We start from the raw sequence: 16561 nt of genomic DNA, 5'->3' as shown, positions 1-16561 counted from the left end.
CGCAGAGCTCAGATCGCAGGCAGCATCACCGACCCAAATCCCTTGGCCTTCAATGCGTTGGCCAGCACAGTCAGGTCAGCCGACCCGGCTTCTGGCCATGACAGCGCCTCCCCTCGCACCCCGTGGTGGCGAAAGCCGTTGAGGCGGATGGGCACGGGCCCCAGCGACAGCAAGAAGGTCGTCAACGCCTCCTCCAGCGCGCCGGTGGCATCGAGAAAATCGCTCCGCCCCGGCACCAGCAACAGCCGCACCTCCGCCAGCTTGCCCGCCTGCGCCAGCAGTTGCAGCGATGCCAGCACCCGCTCGCGGCCCCGCCCGGTCAGGGCCAGATGCACAGGCTCGCGCCACCCCTTGAGGTCTATCATGGCGCCATCCAGCACCGGCAACAGCCGCTGCCAACCCGTTTCCCCCAGGGATCCGTTGCTGTCGAGCAGGCAGGTGAGACGGGCCAGATCCGGCGCAGCCTTGATGGCCGTGAACAGGGCGATCACGAAGGGCAACTGGGTGGTCGCCTCCCCGCCGGAGACGGTGACGCCGGTGAGCAGCGGGCCATAGCGGCGCAGCAGGGCCAGCACCTCGGCCACCGACATCTGGCGCGTCTTGGGGCTGGCGTGGCGAGGGCAGACATCGAGGCAACGGTCGCAGTGGGCACAAAGCTCGGCTTGCCAGCTCACCCGCCCCTCCTGCATCGCCAGGGCTCTGCCCGGGCAACCGGGCACGCAGTCACCGCAGTGATCGCACAACCCCATGGTGTGGGGGTTGTGGCAGCCGGGGCAGCGGAAGTTGCAGCCCTGCAAAAACAGCACCAGCCGGTTGCCGGGGCCGTCCACGCAGGAGAAGGGCAGCCAGCGGCTCACCGTCGCCCTGAACTCGGCCCCCTTCTGCCTGCCGTTCTCAGTGCTCATTCAAGAGGGTCTCGATAGCCACCACCCGCGGTGCCCGCTGGCGGATCCCGGTCAGCTCGCTCGCCTCGGCGCCGAGGCAGGTGGTCTGCAGCCGCGAGCCTTCTGCCGCGAAGCGGGCCACATCGCGCTTGCGGATCATGTAGCCGGTCACCCGTACCAGATCGCTGTCCGCCACGTTGGCACTGAATTCGCGCATGCCGAGGGCGAAGGCCCCCTTGCAGAGTTGCAGCAGCGCCTGCGGGTTCTGGCGTATGGTGGGATCCAGGGTCAGGATCTCGCTGATCCCGGAGTGATAAAAGCCGTGGTGGGGCGCCAGGGCCAGCAGGTGACTGGCGGGATCCGGCTCCTCGCCATAGGGGATCCGTACCCCCGGGGTCACGCCCCTGTCCACGCTGAGTCCCCCCTGGGCGTGGAGCAGGGCGCGGCCGCCCCAGGCATGGGTCTGGCCCCTCCTGGCCACCCACTCGGAGAGGCGGGCCGAGATGCGATAGCCAAGCTGGTTGGCCTCATCGTCATGGCCATAGCGCCACGGCAAGCCTCCCTTCTCCATCAGCAGGTTCACCGCCTCCGCCATGCCAAAGATGCCGAACATGGGGACGAAGCGCGTCTCCTCGATCAGCCCCTCCTCCACCAGGAAGCTGTCGAAGAAACCCGACTCCCGGTGCAGGAAGGCGGCGCGCGCCTCGATGAGCCGCGAGGCCTGCTCGCAATAGTGAGGCAGTGTGCGCGCCATGAAATCCTCAACCCCTGCGCTCTGCCCGGCCACGCCCTTGAGGGAAAGGCGCACCAGGGTATTGGCACCGCCCCCCAGGGGCAGGGCATTGTAGCAACTGACGATGCCAAAGCCGCGTTCGTCGAAGGTGTCCCTGTGCAGCGGATAGTTGACGATGTGGGGCTTGCTGCAGGCCGAGATGTTCTCGACCCCTTGCAGCAACAGGCTGTCCGGAGTCTGCACCGGGTCGTGGAACAGACTGAGATTCGGCGCCACCTGCTGGAGTTCCCTGTCGATGCGCAGGATCAGCCGGCAGATCCGGTTGTCGTCGGGGCCGATGTTGACGTGCATGAAGGCATCCGGCAGCACCCGATCCAGATAGATCCAGAAGGCCTTCAGCTTGCGATGGAGCGTTTCATCATCCAGCTCACCGACGAAGGGCAGCAGCAGGTGATCGAGGCGCCCCAGCCAGACCGGCATGCCGGTGACGGAGGGCACGTGATGGTAGAGGATGCGCAGGGCATCGAGGGCCTCGTCGAAGTCCAGGGGTGGCGCCAGCTCCAGCCAGGCCGAGCCCTGTCGCAGAAACCGCGCGTAATCCGGCAGCACGTAGCGCGGTTTGTGGGGAGCGTGCCCCTCGAACATGTCGCACAGCACCCCTTGCGTCATCGCCTCGGCGACGTCGGCGGGCAACTCGGGATAGGGCAGCGCGTTTTCGGCGGCGAGCGCCAGGGCGTGGCTCTTCTGGGCCGGTGACAGCAGGGGGTCGCGCACGATGCGCTGGCAAGTTTCGGTGAAGGACATGGTTCACTCCGTGGCGGGTGGAACCAAAATCCTCACACTTGAGAGGTCTTTTTTGAAGTGACATTCCCAACAGGGCGGATATCCCATCAAGACATCCGCCATGCCGGATCACGGCACGCCCTTCACCAGGGCCAGAACAGGGCCACGCCCCCCAGCCAGCGCAGCAGGAAGAAGCCCCCCATGCCGACGACGACCACCACCAGGGTAGGCAGGCGCAGCAGGGTCAGCACCGTCACCAGCAGGGTGGCGGCCAGGTAGTCCGGATCCCAGTCCAGCCCGTGGCCGGGCTCATAGCTGAAGACGATGGGCAGCCAGATGGCGGTCAGCACAGACTGGGCCGAGAAGCTGAGGAAAGCCCCCATCTCGGCCCCCGGCTGATAGCGGGTCAACCGCGAGAAGAAGGCAAAACGGTTGAAGAAAGTGATCAGGGCCAGCAGCCCTATCATCAGCCAGCCCATGATCACCTCCTCATCCGGTGCAATACATAGCCCACCACCATGCCGGCCAGGGCCGAGACGATGATGTGGATCTCCGCCAGCAGCGGCTTGGTGACGAGTGCCGTCCCGCCGCTCACCAGAGTGGCCGCCACCATGGGCAGGTTCTTCATGGCGGGGAGCGTCATGGCGATAAAGGTGGCGGCAATGGCAAAGTCGAGCCCCATCTTGTCCAGCCCGTCAATGTACTGGCCGGCGGCGATGCCGAGCAGGGTCGCCATGTTCCAGAACAGATAGAAGACAAAGCCCGCGATGAGCGCATAGGCGGGATTGAAGGCGCCGCTGCGCTCCCTCTCTTTCAGCGCCACCGCAAACATCTCGTCGGTCAGGAAGAAGGCGAGGCTGGCCCGCCAGCGCAGGGAGAGGGGCAGCACGTCGCGCCGGAAGGTGAAGCCATAGAGCAGATGCTGGGAGGTGATCACCATGGTGGAGCCCATGATGGGCAGCAGCGGCGTCCCCGCCCCGAACAAGGTGGTGGCCGAGAGCTGGGCCGCCCCCGCATAGACCAGCAGCGACATCAGCTGTGCCTGGAGCGGGCTCATACCCGCCTGAAGCGCCAGGGCGCCACACAGTATTCCCCAGGGGATGACGGAAATGGAGAGCGGGAGCATATCCAGGGTGGCACGCCACCAGAGCGCCCCCGTGCGCTCGGGCACAGGGGGGCGGGTTTCCGACATCATGGGATCATCCTTGTCACAGCCAATGCGAACCGGAAAAACTAGCACGGCGCAGGAGGCAGTGTCACGTCATGGTCTGCGACAAATGCAACGCCCGCATGAGAGCGGGCGTTGGCAGACAGGATCAGGGCTCGATGATGATGGGGGTGCCGGGCTCGATGGCGTTCCAGATCTCGTCCATCTCGTGGTTCAGCACCGCGATGCAGCCATTGGTCCAGTTGGACGGCTGCACCCTGCGATCCCCCAGGCTGTTGCGCTGGCCGTGGATCATGATCATGCCGCCCGGGTTCACACCCAGCTCGTTGGCGCGCTTGATGTCGTCCAGATTCGGGTAGTTGATGTGAATGGCCTTGTAGAAACCGGAGTTGCTCTTCTTGTAGTCCAGGGTATAGCGACCTTCCGGGGTACGCTGATCCCCTTCACGCTGCTTGTGTCCCTTGGGAGCCGGGCCCAGGGCAATCCAGTAGCGCTTCACTTCCTTGCCATCCTTCATCAGGGTCAGGCTGTAACTCGACTTCTTCACCACCACCATATCGGCGGACAGAGTGGCAAAACTCAACGCGGGCCACAGCCCCAGCAAACACAGCAATACGGCTCTCACTATCCATCCCTCTGCGAGCCTTCTGGGCTCTCTTGTTAGCAAATCATCTGAATGCCGCCACCCTCTGGTGGCGAGCGAGCGCCATGATATGGGATCGCCGTGAATACTCAATATATCGGGAGAAACATATCTGTGGCCAGCAGGGGGAAATGGCCGTCAACCCGCCATGCAGACACCCTGCTAAGGGCAGGGCGTCGCCTCTTGCCCGCAACCGGGCGCCTCAGCGCTGATCGTCAAGGCCAGGAAGATGGCGCAGGAAGAAAAACCAGCGGGCAGCGCCGTCAAGGACACTTGAGCCTGTCCACCAGCCAATCCAAGGCTGGCGCCATGGGGTCAGGTCATCTCAACCCACAAAAAAGAGCCCCTGATGGGGCTCTTTTCATGGTGCGACACAGGGCTCAGGCCAGGGTCACTGGTTCAGCGGTCTCAAGGCGCCGGATCCAGGCCTCGAACTCTGCCAGCATGCGCGCCTCGGACTCGCTGTTGTCGGCGATGAGCTCGGCCCCGTGTACCACCCGGATATGGGCGTCGAGGGGCGTCCCCTCCCCTGCCGGTGGGCGCTGCCGCGCCGCCGCCATGCATGCTTGCGCCTGTTGCCACGCCTCGGCGGCACTCCGGTTGCACGCCTCTGCCAGCGGCACCGCACTGAAACCCTCGCCGGTGAGGCTCTGCAGTGTCTCGTCGTGGGTCATGCCGTTGCCCGGTCCCCAATAGTGGGCGGCCAGATCCGGCCCGATGCGCGGGTTGTCGGTGAGGTAGCCGTCGCGCCTCAGGAAATAGGCGCGGGTCTGCTCCACCGCCATCAGTGCCAGCAGATAGCCGTGATAGGCGCAGGCCGACTCCTGGTTCAGAAGGTGCGGGATGGCCAGCAGCGGGCGCGGGCTCTCCACCCCCAGGATCTTGCGCTCCCACTTGCGGGCCAGGGCCAGCACGGCGGCCGGGGTGCGCTCGCTATCTGCCATGGCGTAGAGATCCCGCTCGAAGTAGGCCACCAGCGCGATCTGGCGCTCGTTGAAGGCGCGAAATGGCTGGCGCGCTTCAATCATGGCCTGGATAAGCGCATCGGGGATGGGTTCTCCCGCCGCGTTTCTGGCGTAGCGCTTGAGCCAGTCCGCGTCGTCCAGCAGGCTGTCGCAGAACATGGACTGGGTCTCGGCATAGGCCATGGAGGTGGGCGGAAACTCCTGGGAGAAGCAGGGCGCGTTGCCGGTGACGTTGGCAAAGTGCGCCGCGTGGCCTCCCTCGTGGAACAGGGTGTTGAGCCCACTCCAGCCGCTGCCCACCTGGGCCGGATTGGCCAGGCTGGTGAAATTGACCACCGCCGGCACCCACTCCCCATCCTGCCAGAAGCTCGGCACCGGGCCGTGACAGAAGCCGTTCTCGTATTTTCCCTCCCGGGTCAGCAGATCCAGGGTGAGGGTGGCACCGCGGTACTGGATGCCGAGCCGGCGGAAGCTCTCGACCCAATCCTTCAGCGCCCGGGAGAAGGGCACGTAAGGGTCGAGCTGGCGGGTCACGTCACCGCTCACGCTGTAGCGCAGGTTGTGGGGCAGCAGGGCTGCTTCCCCCTTGGCCGCTTTCAGCTCCGCCAGACTCTGGTGCAAGCGGGCATCGGTGCGGGCGATGAAGTCGTCAAGAATGGCAAACAGCTGCTCCGGGCTCATCTGCTCGTTCTTGTGCACCTTGTAGTCGAAGTAGTCGCGATAGCCCATGGCACGGGCGAAGCGGTTGCGCAGCGCGACGATGGCCAGATAGCCGTTGTCGACCACCCACTGCTCCAGGGTCTGGAACATGGCGAGCGCGCTCTGGCGCACCGCCTCGTCGCGACTTGCGGCCAGCGCTGTGCTGGCGGCGGGCAGACTGCCGGGCTCCTGGCGGCCCTGCTCGTCCAGCAAGGTCAGCTTCAACCCCTTGCGACGGGCGAAGAGATCCGCCTCGGCGACCACCAGCTCGTCCATCAGGGCGGAGGCACCGGGATCTTCGATGACGTTGCACTCGAAGAAGGCGATCCAGCCCCCCAGGCCGCGCCTGAGATCCGCCTCTTCGGCCTGGGCATGCATCTCCCGCAGCACGGGCAGGCGGGCAGGATCGGCACAGAACGCCTTGTAGGCCTGTTCGGCCGCGGTGAAGCCTGCCTGATCGTCGCTGGTGCCCATGTAGGTGGACCAGAACAGGTCCTCCTTGCGTCTGTGCACCTGCAGGTAATCGGCATTGAGCTGGTTGAGATAATTCCTGGCAATGGAACTCATAACTTCCCTCTTGTTATGGGGCAACCACGGGGGCGCCCACTCCTTTTTGGTGAAATGCCAACCCATTCACACTTCTTGCAAATGGAGCAGACAAATTGTGCGCCGGGATGCGCGCCATCACGCTATCAAAAGCGAGGGTTTCTGTCTGCTGGCTATACTGGTTGTCAAACTGCTCAATTGGCTGTTTTTCATCGCAACCCATTGAAAGTTAATGGCATGTTAAAAACAACAACAATCAGGTCCGGCCGCTAGAACGGCCACAATCAGACCCGCATGGGAAAGTAAGGATAAGACTATGTTCAAGCTCGGTGATATTGCCGTGAGTCGCAAGCTGATGCTGCTGCTCTCACTGGCCCTGGTCGGCTTCATCGCACTGCTGCTCATCTCGGCCAGTGCCCTGCACCGCAATCTGATGAGTGAACGGGAAGCCAGGCTGCAGGCGGTGCTGGACCTGGCCATGAGCCGGATCCAGGCCCTGGCCGCCACCCTCCCCCCGGAGCAGGCCAAGGCACAGGCCAAGGCCATGCTCGACAGCATGCGCTTTGACGGGGACAACTACCTGTTCGTGTTGGATGAAGATCGTCGGGTGGTGGTGCATCCCGCCAAACCCGAGCTGGTCGGCCAGCAGATGGGCAACAACCCTGCCGAGTCCCACTGGCAGCACATGGTGGATCTCGGCAAGGGCGGCCACCAGGGCAGGCTGGAGTATCAGTGGGTCTACCCGTCCGGCGAGGCGGCCCAGAAGATGTCGCTGGTGACGGGCTACCAGCCCTGGGGCTGGATTCTGGGCTCCGGTGTGTTGTTGCAGGACATTGAGGCCACCATGTGGTCGCAATATGAGTGGATGGGTGGCGCCACCTTGCTGGTGATCCTGTTGATGGGGCTGCTGGGACTCGCCATCAGCCGCTCCATCGTCAATCCCCTGGCCGAGATCAACAAGGCCATGGCCCGGGTCGCAGCTGGCGATCTGGTGGTCAGCATCCCGGTGCTGGGCAGGGATGAGCTCGGCGCCGTCGCCAGCTCCACCAACCAGGGGCTGGATGCCATCCGCCGCGCCCTGCTGGAGGCGAGCCAGGGGGCCCGCAACGTGGCGGATGCCGCCCTGCGCATCGCCGCCTCCGCCGAACAGACCAACCAGGCGGTCAACAGTCAGCGGGATCAGCTCGCCCAGCTCGCCACCGCCATGAACGAGATGAGCGCCACCATCGCCGACGTGGCGGGTCACGCCGAGAATACGGCCCGCGACACCCAGGATGCCACCAGCGAGGCCGGGCTCGGCAACCAGGATGTCCATGCCAGCGTGCACGGCATCCAGGCGCTGGCCACCGAGGTGGATCAGGCCACCTCGCAGGTCAACCAGCTCAAGGAGGGAGTGATGCAGATAAGCGAGGTGACGGCGGTCATCAGCGCCATCTCGGAGCAGACCAACCTGCTGGCCCTCAACGCCGCCATCGAGGCGGCCCGGGCCGGCGAGCAGGGCCGTGGCTTCGCCGTGGTGGCCGACGAGGTGCGCCAGCTGGCCAGTCGCACCCGCCACTCCACCGAGGAGATCCAGAGTACCATCACCCAGTTGCAGCAACGGGCTGTCACCGCCGCCAACGCCATGGACGCCAGCCGCAAGCTGGCGGAGAGCAGCGTCAACCAGTCCGAGAAGGCGGGACAGGATCTCTCCCTCATCGTCAATCACATCCAGCACGTGAGTGACATGGCGACCCAGATCGCCACGGCGGCGGAGCAGCAGAGCATGGTGGCGGAAGACATGAACCGCAACGTCAGCGGCATCAACGACTCGGCGCTAGAGATGTCCCAGGCGGCCTCCCAGTTGGCCCAGGAGAGCGAACTGCTGGCCGGTCTCTCCCGAAGCCTCGACGAGCGACTGGCGGTGTTCAAGCTCGACAACGCCCAAGCCCAGGACAGGATGATGCGACCGACCCAGGTGTCCTCTTCCCGAGCAGGCATGCAACCCCGCCACTGAGTGGCCCCATGAGCCCCTGCCAGGCTTGCAGGGGCTCCCTTCCTGTCATGGCCACGGGAGCCTCTCCCGGGCCACCCTCTCGCACTGAACCAGCGCGCAGATCCCGATGGAGTGATCTGCCGCTGATGCGCTGCTCCGATGAGATGGCACTGTCAATTTTTACACTTAATTTTTTAACAAAATATAGTCATGATGAGTGGTCGCCACAGGCGGCACCATGATCCTTTCTGTAGTCATTTGGCAAACTGGTTGAAAGGCCAGGACGCAAAGCCTCCGGTCCAAAGACAAGCTGTCCAGGATAGCGGGGTTGCAGCACCGTGTTTCGGGGAACTCCCCTGCCAACGTGACTGCCCACATCACCGAACAGAGGAATGTATGGCAGCAAATATCCGACTCACCCATCTCGCGGCAGCGCTGGCGCTGCTGGCCAGTGGCGGCGTACTCGCTCACGGCTACATCAGCCAGCCCGAAGGGCGCAACTACCTGTGCAAGACAGGGGGCAACAGCCAGTGTGGCGCCATCCAGTGGGAACCCCAGAGCCTGGAAGCCCCCTCCGGCTTCCCCGATGGCGGCCCCGCCGACGGCCAGATAGCCTCGGCCGGTCACCCCCAATTCGGCGAGCTCAACACCCAGACCCTCGATCGCTGGACCAAGCGTGAGGTGCAGGCCGGTCCCTTCGCCATCAGCTGGACCTTCACTGCCAACCACGTGACCCGCAACTGGCGCTACTACCTCACCAAGCAGGACTGGAACCCGAACCAGCCCCTCACCCGGGATGCGTTCGATCTCAATCCCTTCTGCGTCATCGATGGCAACATGGTGCAACCCCCCAAACAGGTGACCCATCAGTGCACCCTGCCCCCGCGTACCGGTTATCAGGTCATTCTCGGGGTGTGGGAGGTAGGGGATACCGCCAACAGCTTCTACAACCTGATCGACGCCCGGTTCAAGGATGGCACCCAGCCACCGCTGACCTGGAGCCAGGGAGGGACCATCTATCCCTCCATCGACCTGGTGGCGGGTGACAAAGCCAGAACCCGGGTGTTCGATGCCAATGGCGAGCGCACCGATCTCCAGACCGAGCTGACCATCGCCAGCACCGAGCAGGGCCAGAAGAACAACTGGGCCCACGCCCTGGCGAGCAAGATCAACGCCGATCAGAGCCAGATCCGTGCGGGCCAGCAAGGCACGGACGGCCAGTTCAACCCCGTCTATGGCCAGAACCCGGTCTACCTCAAGGCTGGCAGCAACCTGCAACGGGTCGAGATCCAGCTTGAGCAACAGCAGCCCCCGGTGGAGAACGGGATCAGCGTGAGCGGTCTGGCGAGCGACTACACGCTCGACAACGGCAAGCTCACCCTGATGTTCACCGTCACGGCCCAGGGGGATCTCGCCATCACCAACACCCTCTATGACCACGGCGGTGTCGCCAGAGGGCAGAGCAGTGCCGACATCAAGGACGGCAGCCAGAGTTTCTCCATGGCGCTGACCGGCTTGAGTGCAGGCCACCATCAGCTGGTGATCGAGGGCAAACCCAAGGCCGGTGGTGACGCGGTGCAGCAGACCCTGGACCTCATGTTCAAGGATCCGGCAAGCGGGGGCGATTACCAGTTCACTTTCCCGGACGGCCTTAAGTCCTACACCGCCGGAACCCGGGTGCTGCAGCCGAAAAACGGCAAGGTCTATCAGTGCAAACCCTTCCCCTACAGCGGCTGGTGCAGCCAGTGGGCGAGCACGGCCACCCAGTATGAACCCGGGGTAGGTACCAATTGGCAGGATGCCTGGATCCAGGTGAACTGAGCCGCAGGCACGACATGACACCATCAACAAAACGGGGAGCCCATGGCTCCCCGTTTTTCATCCACCCCTCGGTTCAAATCTGGTAATCGAGCAGGGGCTCGTTGCTCATGGCGCGGGCCTGGATCTCCGCCAGCGCCAGCTCGGGGTTGCAGAGCTGGATGAACTGCCAGGCAAAGTTGTGCTGGAACTGCCCCTGCTTGAGGCCGATCCAGGCGGTGTGCGGCGCAAACAACCGACTGCCGTCTAGCTGCACCAGTCCCTTGTCCCGCTGGGAATCGAACGCCATGTCCGCCAGTATGCCCACCCCCATCTCCAGCTCGACATAGGTCTTGATGACGTCTGAGTCCTGGGCGGTCAGCAGGATCTGCGGCACTATGCCCGCCTCGGCAAAGGCATCATCCACCCGTGCCCGACCGGTGAGGCCGGCCTGATAGGTGACGATGGGCCAGCGGGCCAGAGCGGCCAGGGTCAGCTCCCGCTCGGCGGTGAGGGGGTGCTGCTCCGGCACGACGATATTGTGGTGCCAGCGGTAGTAGGGAAAGGCCACCACCCCTTCGCTCTTGTCGAGCTGCTCGCTGCTGATGCCGATGTCCACCTCGCCGGTCTGCACCAGCCGCACTATCTCCTCCGGGCTCCCCTGACGCAGCTCCAGCTGTACCAGGGGAAATTGCTCCCGAAACGCCTTCACTACCCTCGGCAGGGCATAACGGGCCTGGGTATGAGTGGTCGCGATGAGCAGCCGGCCCGAGTCGCGATTGGCAAAGGTGCTCGCCAGTTTGCGGATGTTGTCGGCATCCCCCAGGATACGCTCGGCGATCACCAGCAACTCCTTGCCCGGCTCGGTCATGCCGAGCAGACGCTTGCCATAGCGAATGAAGAGGGCGAGCCCCAGCTCCTCCTCCAACTCGCGAATGTGGCGGCTGACGCCGGACTGGGAAGTAAAGAGGGCATTGGCCACGTCGGTCAGGTTGTAATCCCGCCGTGCCGCCTCCCGAATGATTCGCAATTGCTGAAAGTTCACCTCATCGCCTCCTGCGCTGAGTGGCGGTGGCTCGTGCCACCGTCCTCTTGTTATGGATTGCCGGGATCATAGCCCGGCAGCAAGCCTGACAGAGGGCCGCACCTCGCGGCTTGCCCTCAGATCTGGTAGTCGGGATAGAGCTGTGCCTGCCTGGCCACCAGACGCACCCCCTGGCCGGGGGCCAAGGCCCGGGCGGCCTCCTTGCTCAGTTCGGCCTCGTAGTGGGCGCCTCCCGTCTCCCCATCGCCACGCAGTTCCACCCGGATGCGCGGCCCCATGGGCAGCAGGCGGGTAATGGTGGCTCGAATGCCACCGGGGGCATCCGAGGGCAGGATCTCCAGCTCGTGGGGGCGCACATAGGCAATGGCCGCACTCCCTTCTGCCAGATGGGAGGGGATGGGGCCACCCAGTTGCTGTTCACCGATGCCGAACCCCTGCCCGGCCACCCTGCCACGAAACAGGTTCACGCTGCCAAGGAAGCTGTGCACGAAGGCACTGGCGGGCTGATCATACACTTCGGCAGGGGTGCCAATCTGCTCTACCTTGCCGGCATTCATCAGCACCACCCGATCCGCCACCTCCAGGGCCTCTTCCTGATCGTGGGTCACGAACAGACTGGTGACATGCAGCTCGTCGTGAAGCTCACGCAGCCAACGGCGCAGCTCCTTGCGCACCTGGGCATCAAGGGCGCCAAAAGGCTCGTCCAGCAGCAGCACCTTGGGCTGCACCGCCAGTGCCCGGGCCAGGGCGACCCGCTGGCGCTGACCACCGGAGAGCTGGGTCGGGTAGCGTGCCGCGACGTGGCTGAGCTGCACCAGATCCAGCAGCTCCTTGACCCGGGTGCGGATGGCCGCCTCGTCCGGGCGCTCGCTGCGCGGCTTGACCCTCAGACCAAAGGCCACGTTCTCGAACACCGTCATGTGGCGAAACAGGGCGTAGTGCTGGAACACGAAGCCAACGTTGCGCTCGCGCACATGGAGATCCGAGGCATCCTCGCCGCGGATGATGACGCTGCCACTGTCCGCCTGCTCCAGCCCGGCGATGATCCGCAGCAAGGTGGTCTTGCCGCAGCCGGAGGGGCCGAGCAGGGCGACCAGCTCACCGTCGTGAAAATCGAGGTTGATGTCGGCCAGCGCCGCGTACTGATTGAAATGCTTGTTGAGCCCTTGAACCTGAATGCTCATGAATGCCTCTCCTATAACCGTTAATTCGGGATCAATGGGACTGGGTCGGTTGGCCGCGCAGCCTGGCCAGCAGGGTCTCCCCCAGCAGGGTGAAGATCCCGAACAGCGCCAGCAGGCTGGCCACCGCGAAGGAGGCACCGGTCTGGTACTCGTTGTAAAGGATCTCGATGTGCAGCGGCAGCGTGTTGGTCTGGCCGCGAATGTGGCCGGAAACCACGGAGACAGCGCCAAACTCCCCCACCGCCCGGGCGGTACAGAGCAGCAGGCCATACATCAGGCTCCAGCGAATGCCGGGCAGGGTCACCCGCCAGAACATCTGCAACCCGCTCGCCCCCAGCATGATGGCGGCCTCCTCTTCCTCCGGGCCCCGCGCCTCCATCTGGGGCAGCAGCTCGCGTACCACGAAGGGCACAGTGATGAAGGTGGTCGCCAGGATGATCCCCGGGGTAGCGAAAATGATCTTGATGTCGTGCTCGCTGAGCCACTCGCCGAACCAGCCGCGACTGCCGAACAGCAGCACGAACATCAAGCCCGCGATGACCGGCGAGACCGAGAACGGCAGATCGATGAGGGTGATAAGCAGTTGCCGGCCAGGGAAGCGGAACCGGGCGATGGCCCAGGCGGCAGCCAGCCCGAACAGCAGGTTCAGGGGCACCGAGCAGAGCGTCACCAGGGCGGTCAGCCCCAGGGCGCTCAGGGCATCCGGCTCGCTGATGGCGTGCCAGAAGAAGGCCAGACCCGGGCTCAGCGCCTGGATGAAGACGGTGGCCAGCGGCAACAGCAGCAAGGCGGCAAACCAGCCCAGACCGACGGTGACCAGCAGCCATTTGACCCAGACCGGTTCATGGGTCACCGGGGGATGACGCGCCGGGGTGGCCGGAGCGGACTCCTGGGCCTGATCGAGATGTGCAGTAGAGGCGTTCATATACGGCTTCCTCCGATGCGAGCCCAGCTCCAGGCTTGCAACTTGTTGATGAGCAACAGCAGCACAAAGGAAATGAGCAGCATGACGGACGCAATGGCCGATGCACCGGCATAGTCATACTCCTCCAGGTGACTCATGATCATCAGGGGGGCAATCTCGGACACCATGGGGAGGTTGCCGGCAATGAAGATGACAGAGCCGTACTCCCCCACGCCGCGAGCAAACGCCAGGGCAAAACCGGTGAGCAGCGCAGGTACCAGGGTCGGCCACAGTACCCGGATGAAGGTCTGCCAGCGGTTGGCACCCAGGCTCGCGGCCGCCTCCTCTTGCTCGCTCTCCGCTTCCCGCAGCACCGGCTGCAGGGTGCGCACCACAAAGGGCAGCCCGATAAAGGTCAGGGCAATGACCACCCCTATGGGGTTGTAGGCAAGCTCGATGCCCAGCGGAGCGACCCATTGGCCAATCCAGCCGTTGGGGGCAAAGATGGCGCACAGGGCGATGCCGGAGACGGCAGTCGGCATGGCAAAGGGCAGGTCGATCAGCGCATCCACCAGTCTGCGGCCGGGGAAGGTATAGCGCACCAGTACCCAGGCCAGTATCAGACCGAACAGACTGTTGAGCAGGGCGGCAATGAAGGCGGCGCCAAAGCTCAGGCGAAAGGAGGCGAGCACCCGGGGGGAGCCGATCACCTGCCAGAACTCGGCGGCGCTCAGGTTGTTCACCGCAAACAGCACCAGTGCCGAGAGCGGCAGCAGCACCAGTATGCCCAGATAGAGCAGACTGAAGCCCAGCGTTGGCCCCAGGCCTGGCAGGACGGAATAAGAACTTAATCGCATAACACATCCGTTTGTTATAAATACTTTGGATGTGACGATTTTGCTCACGGCGGCCAGGGACAACAAACACCAATAATGCCTTTGCTAAGCACTTTTTTATCTAACAATGGTGGAACAAGGCTTTTAGAGCGATAAGCATAAAAAAAGGTCTTTTATATAAATAAAAGACCTAAAAGACGGAGCGGTAAAACCGGGAACATGCAAAGTCAGTCACGCTGGCCAAGTTGCCAGCCTGTCTGGAAATCGTGCCGAGACAATCCGAGGGTCCCTCATCGAAAACTGAGTGCGGCCTGCTTGCCCCACTCGGCAGGAGCAGGCTCCACCACCATTTCGGCACGGCGGTATAGGGTGCCGAGCAAAGCGAGCCCCTGGTGCCACTCCCCATGGCCGGACTGGGCATTGATATGGCCCACTTCCCCCGCATCAAACAACGGCACCTGCCACTGCCGGCTCCAGAACTCTGCCCGCTCGAAACTCATCCAGGGGTCATTGCGGCTGGCGATCAACTGGGCAGAGACCTTGATGGACCCCGTCAACACCTCATCCGGGATACCGAAACGGGCAGGATCGGCAGGGGCAACGATGAAGATGGAAGAGACCTTGTCTGGTTGCAGTCTGGCAGCAGCGATGGCCGTCAGGGCGCCGAAGGAGTGGGCGACCAGGTGGACCCGGCTGCGCCGGCTCCTGAGCTTGCTCGCCAGCTTTGCGCTCCAGACCGTGAGATCCGGCTTGTCCCAGGGCAGACCCATCATTCTCTGCCACTGGGGAAATTGCTGGTGCCAGCGGCTCTGCCAGTGATCCGGCCCACTGTTGTGCAGACCGGGAACCAGAAGGATCTTGTTCATCGTGGTACTCCTATCTGTTGTCACAGGGGCCTTCGTCTCTTAGCGGCCCGGTTGGTAAATCTGGTCAAACGATCCGCCCTGGGCGAAGTGCTTCTTCTGTGCCTTGTCCCAATCGCCTTCCAGATCCTTGACAGTAAAGAGCGTCAGGTTGGGGAACTGGGCCGCTGTCTCCTTCAGGATCGCCGGATTGCTCGGACGATAGTGGTATTTGGCGATGATGCGCTGCCCTTCGTCAGAGTAGAGATACTCGAGGTAAGCCTTGGAGACGGCCTCGGTACCATGCTTCTTGGCTACCTTGTCCACCACGGCTACCGGCGGCTCGGCCAGGATGGAGACCGAGGGCACCACCAGTTCGAACTTGTCGCTGGTGCCCGGCTGATTGAGCACCAGCAACGCTTCATTTTCCCAGGCCAGCAACACATCCCCGAGCCCGCGTTCGATGAAGCTGGTGGTGGCGCCACGTGCCCCTGAGTCCAGCACCTTCACATTCTTGAACAGATCGCTGACAAACTGTTTCGCGCCCTCTTCAGTGCCGCTTTTCTTCAGGGCATAGCCCCAGGCAGCCAGATAATTCCAGCGCGCACCGCCGGAGGTCTTGGGGTTGGGGGTGATGATGGCGACATCCTTGCGCACCAGGTCGCCCCAATCCTTGATCTGCTTGGGATTCCCCTTACGCACCAGGAAGACGATGGTGGAGGTATAGGGAGAGGCATTGTTGGCCAAACGCCCTTCCCAGTCGCTGGCGGTGAGACCTGCCTTGGCCACCGCATCGACGTCATAGGCCAGCGCCAGGGAGACCACGTCAGCCTCCAGTCCGTCCACCACGGCACGAGCCTGTTTGCCTGAGCCACCGTGTGACTGGCTCACCACCACATCGTCGCCGGTTTTGGCCTTCCACTCTTTGGCAAAGGCACTGTTGTACTCCTGGAACAGCTCCCGCGTCGGGTCATAGGAGACATTCAGCAGCCGCACCTCGGCGGCTTGGACCTGACCGAGAGCCAGCAGGGAGAGAACGGTGAGAGCGGTCATTCGCAGTTTCATGGTGATACTCCATATCGTTGGGTTGAGTACAGCATGCCCGCTTATGCATATTCCATGAAGAAAGAAAAAGCGCTTTGCTTATCTCTTATCCGCATATGAGCTCCCGATGGTCCTCTGGCACTCTCGGTCAGAGCGTATTCGCGTGCTTGCGATGCTCATCTCCAGACACGACAAAGCCCGGCCGATTGGCCGGGTTGGGAAAAGATGGAGGAACAAAGGCAAACCAGAGCGAAAGGTAAGCCCTGGGCAAAGAGACAATACCAGGCACGCAAGCACCACAGGGGGGAAGAGGCGTGTTGTCAGTAACAGGCGGCAGACCCGTCGGTTGCCTCTTGCTCCCAGAGCTCTTATCCAGACGCCAGAAAGCAAAAAGGCCTTCCCGATAGGGAAGGCCTTCCAATTTAGTGGCGGAGCGGACGGGACTCGAACCCGCGACCCCCGGCGTGACAGGCCGGTATTCTAACCGACTGAACTACCGCTCCGCATTCGGTT

The 16561-nt window shown here is 63.4% G+C and carries 14 protein-coding genes, 1 tRNA gene and 1 riboswitch; of the genes, 2 read left to right on the top strand and 13 right to left on the bottom strand.

What is annotated here, in order from left to right; all coding sequences use genetic code 11:
* Nucleotides 1-8: 8 nt before the first annotated feature.
* From AB5Y59_RS04685 to AB5Y59_RS04660, 6 genes are all read right to left on the bottom strand, one after another.
* The gene (locus AB5Y59_RS04685; RefSeq protein WP_221366623.1) at nt 9-857 is read right to left on the bottom strand and encodes a YjjW family glycine radical enzyme activase; all 849 of its coding nucleotides are present in this window, start codon (nt 855-857) and stop codon (nt 9-11) included.
* Between the two features lie 37 nt (nt 858-894).
* Complete coding sequence (locus tag AB5Y59_RS04680) at nt 895-2421, bottom strand: YjjI family glycine radical enzyme (protein WP_139736403.1); 1527 nt, start codon at nt 2419-2421, stop codon at nt 895-897.
* 122 nt (nt 2422-2543) lie between these two features.
* Nucleotides 2544-2879, bottom strand: coding sequence for an AzlD domain-containing protein (locus AB5Y59_RS04675; RefSeq protein ID WP_010672834.1), 336 nt, complete (start codon nt 2877-2879; stop codon nt 2544-2546).
* Nucleotides 2880-2881: 2 nt separating this feature from the next.
* Entirely contained in the window at nt 2882-3595 is a 714-nt protein-coding gene (locus tag AB5Y59_RS04670; protein WP_134997060.1) for an AzlC family ABC transporter permease, read from the bottom strand.
* Nucleotides 3596-3716: 121 nt separating this feature from the next.
* A complete protein-coding gene (locus AB5Y59_RS04665) occupies nt 3717-4193 on the bottom strand; it encodes a murein L,D-transpeptidase family protein (protein WP_029313677.1) in 477 nt (158 codons plus the stop codon).
* Between the two features lie 398 nt (nt 4194-4591).
* On the bottom strand, nt 4592-6442 hold the full coding sequence (locus AB5Y59_RS04660) for a M3 family metallopeptidase (protein WP_368211560.1): 1851 nt from the start codon (nt 6440-6442) through the stop codon (nt 4592-4594).
* Between the two features lie 295 nt (nt 6443-6737).
* On the opposite strand from AB5Y59_RS04660, the gene AB5Y59_RS04655 reads away from it, so the two are divergent.
* Together AB5Y59_RS04655 and gbpA are read left to right on the top strand one after the other, a co-directional pair.
* Nucleotides 6738-8417: a methyl-accepting chemotaxis protein gene (locus AB5Y59_RS04655; RefSeq protein WP_368211559.1), complete on the top strand. Its 1680-nt coding sequence runs from the start codon at nt 6738-6740 to the stop codon at nt 8415-8417.
* A 229-nt stretch (nt 8418-8646) separates the two neighbouring features.
* A riboswitch (cyclic di-GMP riboswitch) is annotated at nt 8647-8732 on the top strand.
* Nucleotides 8733-8792: 60 nt separating this feature from the next.
* Nucleotides 8793-10217 (top strand): N-acetylglucosamine-binding protein GbpA, encoded by a 1425-nt coding sequence (gene gbpA / locus AB5Y59_RS04650; RefSeq protein WP_368211558.1) that lies wholly within the window; start codon nt 8793-8795, stop codon nt 10215-10217.
* A gap of 73 nt (nt 10218-10290) precedes the next feature.
* On the opposite strand, the gene cbl is transcribed toward gbpA, so the two are convergent.
* From cbl to AB5Y59_RS04615, 7 genes are all read right to left on the bottom strand, one after another.
* Nucleotides 10291-11238, bottom strand: coding sequence for an HTH-type transcriptional regulator Cbl (gene cbl / locus AB5Y59_RS04645; protein ID WP_368211557.1), 948 nt, complete (start codon nt 11236-11238; stop codon nt 10291-10293).
* A gap of 116 nt (nt 11239-11354) precedes the next feature.
* Nucleotides 11355-12422: a sulfate/molybdate ABC transporter ATP-binding protein gene (locus tag AB5Y59_RS04640; protein WP_139736399.1), complete on the bottom strand. Its 1068-nt coding sequence runs from the start codon at nt 12420-12422 to the stop codon at nt 11355-11357.
* Between the two features lie 31 nt (nt 12423-12453).
* Complete coding sequence (gene cysW / locus AB5Y59_RS04635) at nt 12454-13347, bottom strand: sulfate ABC transporter permease subunit CysW (protein WP_368211556.1); 894 nt, start codon at nt 13345-13347, stop codon at nt 12454-12456.
* Entirely contained in the window at nt 13344-14183 is an 840-nt protein-coding gene (gene cysT / locus AB5Y59_RS04630) for a sulfate ABC transporter permease subunit CysT (protein WP_039039454.1), read from the bottom strand. The genes cysW and cysT overlap by 4 nt, the downstream gene beginning before the upstream one ends.
* Nucleotides 14184-14452: 269 nt before the next feature.
* Nucleotides 14453-15028 carry an alpha/beta hydrolase gene (locus tag AB5Y59_RS04625; protein ID WP_010672824.1) on the bottom strand — a complete coding sequence of 192 codons (576 nt, stop codon included), beginning with the start codon at nt 15026-15028 and terminating at the stop codon, nt 14453-14455.
* Between the two features lie 39 nt (nt 15029-15067).
* Nucleotides 15068-16069 carry a sulfate ABC transporter substrate-binding protein gene (locus AB5Y59_RS04620; RefSeq protein WP_042864432.1) on the bottom strand — a complete coding sequence of 334 codons (1002 nt, stop codon included), beginning with the start codon at nt 16067-16069 and terminating at the stop codon, nt 15068-15070.
* 405 nt (nt 16070-16474) lie between these two features.
* Nucleotides 16475-16551 (bottom strand) — tRNA-Asp (locus tag AB5Y59_RS04615).
* Nucleotides 16552-16561: the final 10 nt, after the last annotated feature.

This window comes from Aeromonas sp. s10, from assembly GCF_040907975.1.
GTDB lineage: Bacteria > Pseudomonadota > Gammaproteobacteria > Enterobacterales > Aeromonadaceae > Aeromonas > Aeromonas caviae.
Note: the sequence above shows the minus strand (reverse complement) of the source record. Positions and strands in the feature narration are given on the sequence as shown.